This window comes from Achromobacter sp. PD1 (genome assembly GCF_048541815.1).
GTDB lineage: Bacteria > Pseudomonadota > Gammaproteobacteria > Burkholderiales > Burkholderiaceae_B > Achromobacter > Achromobacter bronchisepticus_A.
Window position 1 is genome coordinate 3,036,316 of the sequence record NZ_CP183349.1, and the last position, 12,715, is coordinate 3,049,030.

Annotated in this window: 10 protein-coding genes; 9 read left to right on the forward strand and 1 reads right to left on the reverse strand. The window is 65.2% G+C overall.

What is annotated here, in order from left to right:
- Position 1 precedes the first annotated feature (1 nt).
- The 9 genes from ACM1PE_RS14280 (at position 2) to ACM1PE_RS14320 (ending at position 10,611) form a co-directional block, all read left to right on the forward strand.
- Positions 2-1,120 (forward strand): ABC transporter permease, encoded by a 1,119-nt coding sequence (locus tag ACM1PE_RS14280; RefSeq protein WP_054666191.1) that lies wholly within the window; start codon positions 2-4, stop codon positions 1,118-1,120.
- On the forward strand, positions 1,117-2,661 hold the full coding sequence (locus ACM1PE_RS14285) for an efflux transporter outer membrane subunit (RefSeq protein ID WP_054666194.1): 1,545 nt from the start codon (positions 1,117-1,119) through the stop codon (positions 2,659-2,661). The genes ACM1PE_RS14280 and ACM1PE_RS14285 overlap by 4 nt, the downstream gene beginning before the upstream one ends.
- 20 nt (positions 2,662-2,681) lie before the next feature.
- Positions 2,682-2,882, forward strand: coding sequence for a YgaP family membrane protein (locus ACM1PE_RS14290; protein ID WP_015912930.1), 201 nt, complete (start codon positions 2,682-2,684; stop codon positions 2,880-2,882).
- A 16-nt stretch (positions 2,883-2,898) separates the two neighbouring features.
- Complete coding sequence (locus tag ACM1PE_RS14295; RefSeq protein WP_054666197.1) at positions 2,899-4,311, forward strand: MBL fold metallo-hydrolase RNA specificity domain-containing protein; 1,413 nt, start codon at positions 2,899-2,901, stop codon at positions 4,309-4,311.
- Positions 4,308-5,174: a TIGR00730 family Rossman fold protein gene (locus tag ACM1PE_RS14300; RefSeq protein WP_054666200.1), complete on the forward strand. Its 867-nt coding sequence runs from the start codon at positions 4,308-4,310 to the stop codon at positions 5,172-5,174. Before ACM1PE_RS14295 ends, ACM1PE_RS14300 begins: the two co-directional genes overlap by 4 nt.
- Positions 5,171-6,370 carry a lipid A deacylase LpxR family protein gene (locus tag ACM1PE_RS14305; RefSeq protein WP_015912927.1) on the forward strand — a complete coding sequence of 400 codons (1,200 nt, stop codon included), beginning with the start codon at positions 5,171-5,173 and terminating at the stop codon, positions 6,368-6,370. The genes ACM1PE_RS14300 and ACM1PE_RS14305 overlap by 4 nt, the downstream gene beginning before the upstream one ends.
- A gap of 48 nt (positions 6,371-6,418) precedes the next feature.
- A complete protein-coding gene (locus ACM1PE_RS14310; protein WP_054666203.1) occupies positions 6,419-6,892 on the forward strand; it encodes a cytochrome c in 474 nt (157 codons plus the stop codon).
- Between the two features lie 54 nt (positions 6,893-6,946).
- Positions 6,947-8,155: an acetate/propionate family kinase gene (locus tag ACM1PE_RS14315; RefSeq protein WP_054666204.1), complete on the forward strand. Its 1,209-nt coding sequence runs from the start codon at positions 6,947-6,949 to the stop codon at positions 8,153-8,155.
- Between the two features lie 83 nt (positions 8,156-8,238).
- The gene (locus tag ACM1PE_RS14320; RefSeq protein ID WP_054666205.1) at positions 8,239-10,611 is read left to right on the forward strand and encodes a xylulose 5-phosphate 3-epimerase; all 2,373 of its coding nucleotides are present in this window, start codon (positions 8,239-8,241) and stop codon (positions 10,609-10,611) included.
- 100 nt (positions 10,612-10,711) lie between these two features.
- On the opposite strand, the gene ACM1PE_RS14325 is transcribed toward ACM1PE_RS14320, so the two are convergent.
- Positions 10,712-12,694: a relaxase/mobilization nuclease domain-containing protein gene (locus tag ACM1PE_RS14325; RefSeq protein WP_054666206.1), complete on the reverse strand. Its 1,983-nt coding sequence runs from the start codon at positions 12,692-12,694 to the stop codon at positions 10,712-10,714.
- Positions 12,695-12,715: the final 21 nt, after the last annotated feature.

Here is a 12,715-nt window from a genome sequence, read left to right on the forward strand (position 1 = left end):
CATGTTGACCTCCGCCTTCTCGTTCACCCGCCTGCGCGCCCAATTCATCAAGGAAGTGCTGAGCGTGCTGCGCGACCCGCGCAGCCGCATGGTGGTGTTCGTGCCGCCCATCCTGCAATTGCTGGTATTCGCCTTTGCCGCGACGCTGGAAGTGCGCAACGTCGACATCGCCGTCTACAACCAGGACGCCGGACGCTGGTCGCACGAACTGGTGCAGCGCCTGGACAGCGCCCGCTTCGTCACCCACGTCCGGCATGTGGACAGCCAGCGGCAGTTGCACGAGATGATCGACCGGGGCGAGGTCATCGCCGCACTCGCCATTCCGGTGGACTTCTCGCGCACCATCGCCGCCGGTGGCAGTGGCAAGGCACAGGTGGTGGTCGATGGCCGCCGCAGCAACTCGGGCCAGATCACCGTGGCCTACCTGTCCACCATTGCCGCCGACGTCGGCGCCGAGGTTGTGCCCGACGCGCAGGCACCGACGCCGGTGGTCGTGCGCCACTGGTTCAACCCGAACCTGGTCTACCGCTGGTTCATCGTGCCCGGCTTGACCGGCATCCTGGCACTGTTCAGCGCGCTGCTCATCACCTCGCTGTCGATCGCGCGCGAGCGCGAGCTTGGAACCTTCGACCAGCTGCTGGTGTCGCCCACCTCCACGCCGGAAATCATTATTTCCAAGTCGTTGCCGGCACTGGCGATCGGCACGCTACTCGGCCTGTTCATGATCAGCGCAGGCGTGTTCCTGTTCGGCATTCCGTTCACCGGCTCGTTCGCACTGCTGCTCGCCAGCCTGGTGCTGTTCATCCTGTCGGTGGTCGGCATCGGCCTGATGATTTCCGCAGTCAGCATGACGCAGCAGCAGGCCATCCTGGGTGCGTTCGCCATCGGCGTGCCGGCGGTGCTGATGTCAGGCTTTGCGACGCCGGTGGAAAACATGCCCCTCGTCCTGCAATGGATGGCCCAGGCCATTCCACTGACCCACTTCCTCATCATCGTCGAAGGCAGCTTCCTCAAGGCCATGCCGCCCGGCGACATTCTCGCCAGCCTCTGGCCGTTGGCGGTCATCGCCCTCGCCACGCTGACGATGGCCACCGTATTCGTCCGAGGACGCCTGCAATGAAAACCAAAACCCGCCACCTCTCCTCGCGCACGCCAGCCGCACAGCCGACGTCCAGGCGCTTGCGCCCGCTCGCGCTGGCCCTGTCCTGCGCGCTGCTGACCGCCTGTGCGACCGTGGGCCCCGACTACCGCGAGCCGCCTCCGGTGGACATCGGCAACGGCTGGACCTTGCCTCTGGCGAGCGAATCGCAGTCCGCAGACCTGGCCCGTTGGTGGTCTGCACTCGACGATCCCATCCTTGACCGTCTGATGGGCGCGGCGCTGGCACAGAACCTGGATCTGCGCCAAGCCGCGGCACGCATCGACGAGGCGCGCGCCCTACGCGACCGTGTGGCGGGAGATCGGCTTCCCACCGTTAGCGCTGGGGCCAGCGTCAACCGGCGCCGTCAAAGCGAAAACGGCCCCTTACCCGTTGGCTCCATCCCTGGCCTTGACGCCACCCAGACCATTTACGACGCGGGCTTCGACGCGGCATGGGAGGCCGATCTGTTCGGCGCCAAGCGGCGCGCCCTGGAAGGCGCCAGCGCCCGCCTGCAAGCCACCGAAGTCGAAGCACAGGGTGTGCGCATGCGCGTCGCGGCCGAGGTTGCGCGCACCTGGTTCACTGCCGTTGGCGCTGGATACGAGCTGCATGCACAACAAGCCACGCTGGACACGCTGCAGCAGACCTTGGAGTTGGTGCGCCTGCGGCATGCATTGGGCGACGCATCCGCCGCCGATGTAGAGGCGGCCTACGCGCAGTGGACCGCCGTCAACGCGCTGCTGCCGGACATCCAGGCACGCCAGCGCGCCGCGGTGCTTGGCCTGGGTGTGCTGCTAGGCTCCCCGCCCGAGCGTGAACTGGCATTGCTCGACGGCCCATTGGCACCGTGCACGCTGCGTGCCTTGCCGGTGGGCGAGCGTGCCGACCTGCTGCGCCGACGCCCTGACGTGCTGGCTGCGGAACGGCGACTGGCAGCAAGTTCCGCTGACATCGGCGTGGCCACGGCCGAGCTCTTCCCCAAGCTCTCCATCGGTGTTGGAGGCGGGTTTCAGGCGCTCAGCACGGGCGATTGGTTCGATGCATCCAGCTCACGTTTTTCCATCCTGCCGCTGATTTCCTGGCGCCTGTTCGACGGCGGCCGCGTGCGCGCTGAAATCCGGGCACGTGAGGCAGCCGAGCAGCAGGCTGCGCTGGCCTATGAGCAGGCGGTGCTGGCGGCGCTGGGCGACGCCGAGCGTGCGCTTGGCGACTATCACGGCGGGCTGGACACATTGGAGCGCCGCGCCATGGCCTTGGACGCGGCACGAACCAGCTACGGCTACGCCAAGGCCCGCTACGCCGCGGGCGATGTTGCACTGGTGGAACTGCTGGCCGCCCAGCGCAGCTTGCACGACGCCGAGACCGCGGCCGCCCGCGCGCATACCAGCGCCGCGGTGCAGTTGGTGGCGCTGTACAAGGCGCTTGGTGGTGGCTGGGATGCACCTGCAATGACATCGCAAACCACGAATCCAGCCCTGAAGCCGATCGCAACTGTGCTCGCAGCACCCTCAGTTCCTTGATTCAACGAAAGGAGATCACCATGCAAATCAACGTAGGAAATCTCGACCGCATCGCGCGCGTCGTCATCGGCCTGATCCTGCTCAGCTTGCCGTTGTGGCTGGATTCACCGTGGCGCTGGCTGGGGCTCATTGGAATCATGCCGTTGATCACCGGCCTGGCGGGTCGCTGCCTAGGTTACCGCCTGCTCGGCGTGAGCACCTGCCCGATGCAAAAGAAATAACCCGAGTGAGCATCCTATGAAACTGAACTTTCTGGGCGCTGCGCGTGAAGTCACCGGATCGTGCTTCCTGGTGGAGGCGCTCAACCTGCGCTTCCTGGTGGATTGCGGCATGGTTCAGGGCGGGCGCACGGCGGCGGCGCGCAATCGCGAGCCGTTCACGTTCGATCCGGCGTCGATCGACTTCGTGCTCCTGACCCATGCCCATATCGACCATAGCGGACTGTTGCCCAAACTCACGCGCGCTGGGTTCAAAGGAGCCATCTACGCCACTCCCGCTACGGTTGATCTGCTGGGCGTGATGCTGCCCGATAGCGCACACATCCAGGAGAGCGATGCAAAACGCAGTGCCAAAAGATCCCGTGGAGAGGATGCGCTGCCGCCGCTGTACACGCTGCAGGATGCGCGCGAATGCCTGCAACAAGTACGAGGCATCGAATACGACCGGGAGTTCGCGCCCCGTGTCGGGGTGCGCGCACGCTTTCGCGATGCCGGACACATCCTCGGATCGGCCATTATCGAAGTCTGGGTCACCGAGTATGGCTACCCGACGAAACTGGTATTCAGTGGCGACCTTGGCCAGCCGGGACGCCCGATATTGCGCGACCCGACACCCATCGAGGACGCCGACATCCTCGTCATCGAGTCCACCTATGGCAACCGCCAGCACAAGGACCTCTCGGCCACCGAAGAGGAGATGATCGGCATCGTCGAGAAAACCCTGTTCGAGCGCGGTGGCAACGTCATCGTGCCGGCCTTCGCGGTCGGTCGAACCCAGGAAGTCCTCTACCACCTGCACCGTCTCACCAGCGAGGGGCGACTGCGGCAACCGAAGGTATTCGTTGATTCGCCTATGGCCACGGAAGCCACGCGCATCACACGCGAGCACCTTGAGCTGTTCGATGAGCAGGCAAAGCGCCTGGCAGGATGGCACGCGCGCGGCGAAAACCTGCCGTATCTGCATTTCACGGAAAGTGCCGAAGAGTCCATGGCGCTGAACCAGATTCGTTCGGGCGCCATCATCATTTCCGCCAGCGGCATGTGCGATGCGGGGCGCATCCGGCACCACCTGCGCCACAATTTGCCGCGCAAGGAATGCAGTGTCCTGTTCTCCGGCTTCCAGGCGCAGGGAACACTTGGCCGTCAACTGGTCGATGGCGCTCAACGCGTGCGCATCTTCGGCGACGACATTCCGGTGCGCGCGGCGATCCACAGTGTCGATGGGCTCTCGGCGCACGCCGACCAACCGGCCCTGATGGCCTGGGCCCGCGGCTTCAAGCAAGCCCCGGAGCAAACCTTCGTGGTGCATGGGGAGCCGTCCGCTGCGCAGAATTTTGCGGAACTCCTGCAACAGCAGCTTGGCTGGCAGGTCTCGGTGCCTGAACATGGCCAGGTGGTGCCCTGGCCGGATTTTCTGGCGATCGAGCGATGACCCCATCCGCTGATCCTGACGAGCGCCTGCGCGCCATCCTCGATTCACCTACGTACCGTCTTGCGTACGAAGACATCGATTTGCTTGGCCAGGAAGAGCTTCGGCCATTGCGCCTGCAGCTTGAGCTGCTCAAGCCCGAGCGCATCCTGCACGAACAAGGCGTCCATTCGACGGTGGTGGTCTTCGGCAGTGCACGCGTCAGCGACGCCGAGACGGCCACCGCCCGCCTTGACGCGCTGGAGCAGCAGGCGCGCACCACGCCGCAGAATTCCAAGCTGACACAAGAGCTCTCCCGAGCCCGCCGCCGCGTGGAACAGGCGCGCTACTACGAAGAGGCACAGCGCTTCGCCCACCTGATTTCCAAGCGCTTCCAGCAACAGGAGCGGTGCGATTTCGTCGTCATCACCGGTGGCGGGCCAGGCATCATGGAGGCAGCCAATCGCGGTGCTTTCGATGCCGGGGCTCGCTCGATCGGGCTCAACATCACGTTGCCGCACGAACAAACCCCGAACTCCTACATGTGTCCGGAGCTGGCGTTCCGGTTCCACTATTTCGCGCTGCGCAAGATGCATTTCCTGATGCATGCGCGTGGTCTGGTGACCTTTCCGGGCGGCTTCGGCACGCTCGATGAATTATTCGAAGTGTTGACTTTGATCCAAACCGGCAAGATGCAGCGGATTCCGGTGGTTCTGGTCGGTCGCATCTTCTGGCGCCGGGCTGTTGATTTCGACCTTCTGCTCGACGAAGGCTACGTATCACCATCCGATCTCGACTTGTTTACCTGCGTGGACACAGCCGAAGAAATCATTGGCGCCCTGGAACGCTTTTACATCGATAGGGCAACAGACGGTACGCCATCATGATGCGCATCGGCAGCCGTCACGCGCGCCTGCCCAAGGCCAATGCGCGGCGGCCGGTGCGCAGTGTCACGCTGATGGTTGCCTGCGCGGTGCTCGGTCCGGTTGCCGCCCATGGCACGGAACTCACACCCTCAGCTGATTCTTCCCGCTGCCTGCCAGAGCAGTCCCTGCACTGGAGAGGAGGCACCCTGCGCCTGGAGAACGATTTGTTCACCGGTACCGACCGCAACTACACCAATGGCGTGGCGTTGAGCGTGGTTTCGCGCGATCTGCAAGGCGCGCTCCGCCCGGAATGTCTGCCCCAACCGATTGCCTGGTATACCCGCTTCATCGGCTGGGCTGATCCCGAGTTCTGGCGGGACTCTGGAGCCCGGTCGGCATCGCAAAACATCGTCGTGCGCTTCGGCCAGTCCATGTACACGCCCGAGGACAAGACGCGCACCGATCTGATTTCCGACGATCGCCCGTACGCCGGCCTGCTGTACCTGGGCTTGGCATGGAATCGCCGCGTCCAACCACAGGCCGCCAGCTACGAAATGCTTGACGTGCGCGAACTGACCCTGGGCGTGATTGGCCCTTGGTCGTTGGCGGAGCAATCACAGGATCTGGTGCATCGGGTGCGGGGCATCGATCGCTTTCGCGGCTGGGACAACCAGTTGCGCAACGAACCCGCGTTCCAGATGGCCATGGAGCGCAAGTTCAAGTCGTACACGGAGGGTGCCGTCCGGCCGGGATGGAGCGGCGACGTGATCGGCAGCTATGCCCTGCGGATCGGAAACATTGAAACCGCAGCCAGTACCGGCGTGGAATTGCGTGCGGGCTGGAACATTCCGAACGATTTCGGTAGCTATCCGATTCGACCCGGCGCTGAGAACCGCCCGCCCTCGGGCGTTTCCGACCTGCGCAGGACCGAGCCGCAATCGGCGCGCGCGCCCAAACCCGGAGCGCATGCATTCCTGAACCTGGAGGCCAAAGCCGTTGCCTGGGACTTCTCGCTCGACGGGAATCTGTTTCGGCACAGCCACCACGTCAGTCGACGACCCTGGGTCGCTCAGGCAGCCATTGGCATCAGCAGCCAATGGATTGTTGCCGGGCATGGCGTGCGGCTTGCCGTGATGCGCGTCTGGAGAACCCGCGAGTTCGACCAGCAGATCGGCCATCACGCCTTCGGATCGATTGCGCTGAGCATGGAATTTTGAAAGCCCGAAGTCATGCGCTCGTCTGCGAAGCATTCACCAACAACCTCAATGGAGAACCTCGTGAGTCACCTCTTGAACCATCGACAGCTTTTGACGATCGCCTTATCAGTAGCCTTGGCTACCGCCGCCACGGGGCTTGGTGCGCAGTCCGCCGAGGCCGCAAAGCCGATGGCGCTTCGCAGCGTCATGGAGAAGCTTGGCCGTGACATGCAAGCCGTCACCGGCGCGATTTCCAAGGAGGAATGGACGTTGGTCGCCGAGTTGGCGCCAAAAATTGCCAAGCATGCCGAACCGCCCCTGGGCGAAAAGATGCGCATTCTTGGCTGGCTTGGCTCGGACGCCGGCAAGTTTCGGGGTTTCGATGGACAGGTCCATGACGCTGCGAGCTCCATGGGGGATGCCGCCAAACGCGGTGACGGCCAGGCCGTGATCGCGGCATTCTCCAAGACGCAACAAAGCTGCCTCGCTTGCCACCAAAGCTTCCGACAATCGTTCATGAAGCAATTTTATGAGAGTCGCTGACACGCATTTGTCCCAGACCGGTTTGTATGGGACATCACGATTGGGAGCGTCACGATGAGCAACTCACAGCCGAGCCTCATCCTGGTACTCAATTGCGGCTCCTCAAGCATCAAGTTCGCCTTGTTCGATGCACAGGCGCGCCCGTTGCCGCGCAAGCCGTTCTGGCACGGCAAGGTGCAAGGGATTACTGGGCTTGTGCCTGAATACAGCGACAGTGGCACTGCACAGCAGCGCATCCATCTGGATCACGAACACCCTCACACCGCCGCTCTGGCGTTGATTCAAGCGCGCATCGTGGCCCGACTCGATGGCCGCCGCATTGTGGCCATCGCGCATCGTGTCGTTCATGGCGGCAGCAGGTACTTCGAGCCAACCCTGGTGACCGCTGGCACCATCGCGGAGCTGCGGGCCTTGATTCCTTTGGCGCCGCTGCACCAACCCTTTCCTCTGAAGGCCATGAGTTTGCTGTTCGAGCAGTGGCCCGGAATTGTTCAGGTAGCGTGCTTCGATACAGCCTTTCACCGCACGGTGCCAAAGGTGGAGCAGATCCTGCCGCTGCCGTACTCGGCCTGGGAACGCGGTCTGCGCCGTTACGGCTTCCACGGCCTTTCGTACGACTACATGAGCCACGTTCTCCCCGAGCGCCACGGCGATCTGGCACGCGGCCGCACCCTCGTCGCGCATCTCGGCAGCGGGGCCAGCCTGTGCGCGATGCAGAACCTGCAAAGCGTCGCCACCACGATGGGCTTTTCCGCACTCGACGGCCTGATGATGGGCACCCGCACAGGTTCGCTCGATCCGGGTGCCTTGATCTACCTGATGGAGATCGAAAAACTCTCGCTGGAAGAAGTGGGCCGCACGCTTTACAACCAGTCCGGCCTGCTCGGTGTTTCCGGAATTTCGGCCGAACCGCGCGTCGTGGTGATGCACGAGGCTGATCCTGGCGAAGCCGGCGAACGAGCCCGCATCGCGTTAGCGCTCTACGTGCGCCGCATCGTGCGCGAGATTGGCGCGCTGGTCGCAGTCCTTGGCGGCCTGGATCTGTTCGTGTTCACTGCCGGCGTCGGTGAGCACAACGCCTTCGTGCGCGAGCGCGTCTGCCGCGACCTGGCCTTTCTCGACATCAAACTGGATACGGATGCCAACGCCATTGATGCCCCAGTCATCTCCACCACCGACAGCCGGGTACTGGTCGCGGTGGAGCCTACCAACGAGGAATGGGTCGCAGCACGCTATACGCAGGAATTGATGACCGCTGCGTGATGTCCCAGTCAGGCCGAGCGCGCTCAGCTCAACGGACTCTGTAGCCACATAGGGATTCGTCGGCACCAAAGAAGGAAAATCACATGACCACCGCTTCCACCCTCCGCCAGCGCTGGCTGACCGGCCACGGCCCCATCGTCCATCGCGACGAGACCGCCGCACGTGTCGAGGCGCTGGTGGCTCGCTTGATCGCTGACGGCCGCGTTGCAGACGAAGCAACGGCCTACACCCTGCTTGCCGCCGCCGACCGCCTGGGCTGCGTGGCCATGAACGTGGTCGCGCACATGACCTATGCGCGCCGCATCGATCTTTCCGGCGCGGTGCTGTCAGCCGAGGACTTCAAGCCAACGCCCGAAGGCCACACCGGCGGCTCACTGAACATGGTGCTGGCCTTCGTCGGCTACCTGCTCGCCAACGCGCTCACCGGTAGCACGCGCGGCTGGATCATGGGCCAAGGCCATTGCGTCGCCGCCATCGAAGCCGTCAATGCGCTGACCGGCGACGTCTCGCCCGCGCAGCGGGGTCGCTACGACCGCAGCGAGGAAGGCCTGTCGCGCCTGTGCGCCGATTTCTATTCCTACGCCATCGATGCGCAGGGCCTGCCGGCGGTACCGCTGGGCAGCCATGCCGGCCCCAACACCGCCGGGGCCGTTTCCGAAGGCGGTTATCTCGGCTTTGCCGAACTGCAATACATCCACATGCCGCTGCCTGGCGAATCGCTGGTCGCCTTTCTCAGCGATGGTGCCTTCGAGGAACAGCGCGGCCCGGACTGGGCGCCGCGCTGGTGGCGCGCGCAGGACAGCGGCTTCGCCGTGCCGGTGATGATCCTCAACGGCCGCCGCATCGAGCAGCGCACCCAGATCATGCAGGAGGGCGGTGCGCAATGGCTGGCCGAAGACGTGCGTCACAACGGCTTCGAGCCGGTGATCGTCGATGGCCGCGACCCGGCCGCAATCGCTTGGGCGATCATCGAATCCGAGGACGCACTGCGCGCCTTCGCCGCCGATCCGGATCGCCGCTATCCGGCGCCTCTGCCCTACGTGATCGCCGATACCGAGAAGGGCTTCGGCTTCCCCGGCGCAGGAAGCAACGTCGCGCACAACCTGCCGCTGGGCGGCAACCCTCACACCGATGCCGCCATGCGTGAGCTGTTCAACGAAAGCGCGGCTGCGCTGTTCGTTGCGCCGGCCGAACTCGACGCCGCGCTCGCCGCCTTCGCGACCCACGCCACCCAGCAACGTCCGCTGGAAAGCGCGCATCCGATGGCGCACCGCCATCCCGCCGCGCCCAAGCTGCCCGAACCGTGCTGGGAAACACCTGGCAGCAAAGGCAGTGCGATGACGGCGCTGGACCAGTGGTTCGTAGAATTCGCCAAGGCCAATCCTGAGATGCGCATGCGCATCGGCAACCCTGACGAATTGGCCAGCAACAAGATGGGCAGCACGCTGGCGCTGCTCAAGCACCGCGTCAACGAGCCCGAACCCGGCGTGCCCGAGGACCTGCACGGCGCCATCATCACCGCGCTCAACGAAGAAGCTGTGGCCGCCGCCGCACTCGGCAACAAGGGCGGGCTGAACCTGATCGTCAGCTACGAAGCGTTCGCCGTGAAGATGCTCGGCCTGATGCGGCAGGAAATAATCTTCGCCCGCCACCAGCGTCAGGTCGGCCGACCAGCCGGCTGGCGGTCGGTGCCGCTCATCGTCACCTCGCACACCTGGGAAAACGCCAAGAACGAACAGTCGCATCAAGACCCGACCATCGGCGAAGCCCTGCTGGGCGAGATGTCGGACACCTCGCGCGTACTGTTCCCGGTGGATGGCAACACCGCCGCCGCTGCGCTGCGCGACGTCTATGCCGGACGCGGCCAACTGGCCTGCCTGATCGTCTCCAAGCGCGACGTGGAAAACCGCTTCGACGCCGAATCGGCGCAACGCCTGATCCGTGACGGTGCCGCCCATCTGATCGGCGACCCTGCCAAGGCTGAGGTGCAGCTCATCGCGCTGGGCGCCTACCAGCTCGACGAGGCCATCAAGGCGCAGCAGCACCTTGCCGAGCTAGACAGGTGCGCCTGCGTCACCGTCATCCTGGAACCCGGCCGCCTGCGCATCCCGCGCGACGCCATGGAAGCCGAATTCGTCGATGACGACGCCACTGTCAACGCACTGTTCCCGCCGGGCCTGCCGCGCGTGATCCTCACTCACACCCGCCCCGAACCCATGCTCGGCATCCTGCGCCGCATCGACAGCGGCCCCGCCAGGACGCACGCCCTCGGCTACATCAGCCGCGGCGGTACCTTCGATGTTGCCGGCATGCTGTTCGCCAACCGCTGCACCTGGGCGCATGCGGTGGATGCCGCAGCGACCGTGGCCGGCTGGAATCGTGAAGCACTGCTCGACCATGCGCAGCGCGCAGCTCTTGATGGCACCGGCAAACCAGGTGATTTACTGAGCCCGTGAGTCAGGCGCGCGAGCCCTGTGCCGACCACGAAGTGTGCCGACAGCACTGCCTGACGATATGCCACGGAGACGTCGTGATGAACTTTCTCTTGAGGTGGTTTCAGCCGATCGACATCCCACGTCCCCGCACCACATCCCACGACACAACGCCGCCGCGCATAGTCGCCGCGATCTGCTGCCCCAGTCGCTGCTCTATCACCGGCTTCCACGGCACCAGGCTGAACCCCAGGCCGTCATCAAGCATGGCGTAGCGCCCACTGGCGAGCATCACGCTGCGCCGATAGATGCCGGCCACGCGCTGCGCATCGGCTACCGGGCGATGCTCCAGACCAGTTTCGACGGCAATGTCCTTGGCGGCCTGCGCCAGTTCCCGGTTGCGTAACGTGCCCAGCAGGTTGCGCGCCAAGATCACGCGCTGCCCGCGCCGCTCGGCCAAACCCTGTTCGGCCAGGAAATCGGCGCGCTGCTGCATCGCCTGCTTGGCTTCGCCGCCAAAGCCCAGATCGCCCAGGCCCGAACCACCACCGATCAACTGCTGGTCGAGCCAGGTGGCCCCGATCACGCGCGCCTGTCGCTCGATGGGCAGGTGCGATTTCAGCTCCACTGCCACGCCGCCCAGGCGCTGCGCGTCGTACTGGCGACCACGCTCGGGCAGGTCGTCCGGCACCTTCCATAGCCCTTCGGCCACGCGCTCCACGACGCCGGCGCGGCGCAGGGCTTCCAGCCGTCGAACGTGGGCGGCTACAACCTCTTGCGGATCGCGGCCAGGAACGGCCTGACCTTGCACCACGGCAAGGTGATGATCGGTGCGGTACAGGCCACCGCTTGCCAGCGCAGCGATGTTGCGGTCGGCCGCGCGCACGTCGGCCGATCCCTTCACCTCCACCACGGCGCCGGCCGGATAGTTCGCCAGTTCGTCGCGGGCGTTGAGCGCGACATAGTGGGCCTTGCCGTCCACCCCGTCGATGACCAGATAGCCCCGGTCGCGCAGCTCGTCGGCCAGGCCCTTGGCGGCCACGCGCCCGAGGATGGCTCGGCCATCGTCCCCAGGCTCGAACACCTCCAACTCGCGCGTCTCGCCGCGCATGGCCCGCTGCATGGTGCGGATGATGTCGCCGCGCTCGCCCAGGGCGCGCAGGGTCTTTTCCGCGTCGGCATGGACGGCCCAGGTGCCGGGCTGCATCTCGTCGGCCAGGCCCAGGCGCTGCAAGCGTTGCAGGCGGCCGATCAGCAGCAGGCGCTGGCGTTGCAGCCGGGGTTCGTTGAACCGTTCGATCTGCACCCGACCATCCTCGCCGGCCTCGCGCTGCAACGTGCGGTCGAGGCTAGTCCACCGCTCTTGCTCCACCTCGCGCTGCAAGGTCTGCTGGATCTCCAGTTCGGTGCGCGGCCCCAGCCATTCGGTTGCCAGTTCGGCGGCGCGATGGCGGAAGCCATCGGCGATGTAGTCGCCAGCGATGATGAGGTCTTTGCCGGTGTCGTCGCGTCCGCGCACGACGATGTGCGTATGCGGGTTGTCGGTGTTCCAGTGGTTGACGGCCACCCAATCGAGGCGCGTGCCTAGGTCGGCTTCCATCCGGCCCATGAGGTGCCGCGTATAGGTACGCAGGTCTTCCAGCTCGGCGCCATCCTCGGGCGAGAGGATGAAGCGGAAATGGTGCCGGTCGTCAGCGCAGCGTTCCCTGAAGGCGTCGAGGTCGGCGGCATCGGTCTGCGGCCCGTAGGCTTGGCCCGGCTCGCCATCGCGGCCCACGCCGTCGCGCTCGATGTAGCGCAGGTGCTTGGCGAGCGACTGCGGACTGGCCCGCTGCTGGTTGACCAGCAGCGTCTTGATGGTCACGCGCCGCGACATGGGCGTGAGCTTCGCGCCCGCGAAGCGCGCCGCCGTGTGGCCGCGCCCCAGGCGCGAGCCGGGCCGCTGGCCGGTGCCGGCGCCCTTGCCACTGCCACCAGGACGGCGCACCGTGGACTTGCCGCCGCTGGCCTTGCCCGCCTGCTTGAGCACCTCGGAGACGAAGCCCTGGCCCCGGTTCTTCGGTGCACTGGGGCGGACGCGGAAATCATCGTCGCGGCGTTTGGTCATGGCTGCGCTCCCTGCAAGCTA

Excerpts from the sequence above, each read along its gene's own strand:
- ACM1PE_RS14280 (WP_054666191.1), top strand. The coding sequence starts at position 2 with ATGTTGACCTCCGCCTTCTCGTTCACCCGCCTGCGCGCCCAATTCATC.
- ACM1PE_RS14285 (WP_054666194.1), top strand. The coding sequence starts at position 1,117 with ATGAAAACCAAAACCCGCCACCTCTCCTCGCGCACGCCAGCCGCACAG.
- ACM1PE_RS14290 (WP_015912930.1), top strand. The coding sequence starts at position 2,682 with ATGCAAATCAACGTAGGAAATCTCGACCGCATCGCGCGCGTCGTCATC.
- ACM1PE_RS14295 (WP_054666197.1), top strand. The coding sequence starts at position 2,899 with ATGAAACTGAACTTTCTGGGCGCTGCGCGTGAAGTCACCGGATCGTGC.
- ACM1PE_RS14300 (WP_054666200.1), top strand. The coding sequence starts at position 4,308 with ATGACCCCATCCGCTGATCCTGACGAGCGCCTGCGCGCCATCCTCGAT.
- ACM1PE_RS14305 (WP_015912927.1), top strand. The coding sequence starts at position 5,171 with ATGATGCGCATCGGCAGCCGTCACGCGCGCCTGCCCAAGGCCAATGCG.
- ACM1PE_RS14310 (WP_054666203.1), top strand. The coding sequence starts at position 6,419 with ATGGAGAACCTCGTGAGTCACCTCTTGAACCATCGACAGCTTTTGACG.
- ACM1PE_RS14315 (WP_054666204.1), top strand. The coding sequence starts at position 6,947 with ATGAGCAACTCACAGCCGAGCCTCATCCTGGTACTCAATTGCGGCTCC.
- ACM1PE_RS14320 (WP_054666205.1), top strand. The coding sequence starts at position 8,239 with ATGACCACCGCTTCCACCCTCCGCCAGCGCTGGCTGACCGGCCACGGC.
- ACM1PE_RS14325 (WP_054666206.1), bottom strand. The coding sequence starts at position 12,694 with ATGACCAAACGCCGCGACGATGATTTCCGCGTCCGCCCCAGTGCACCG.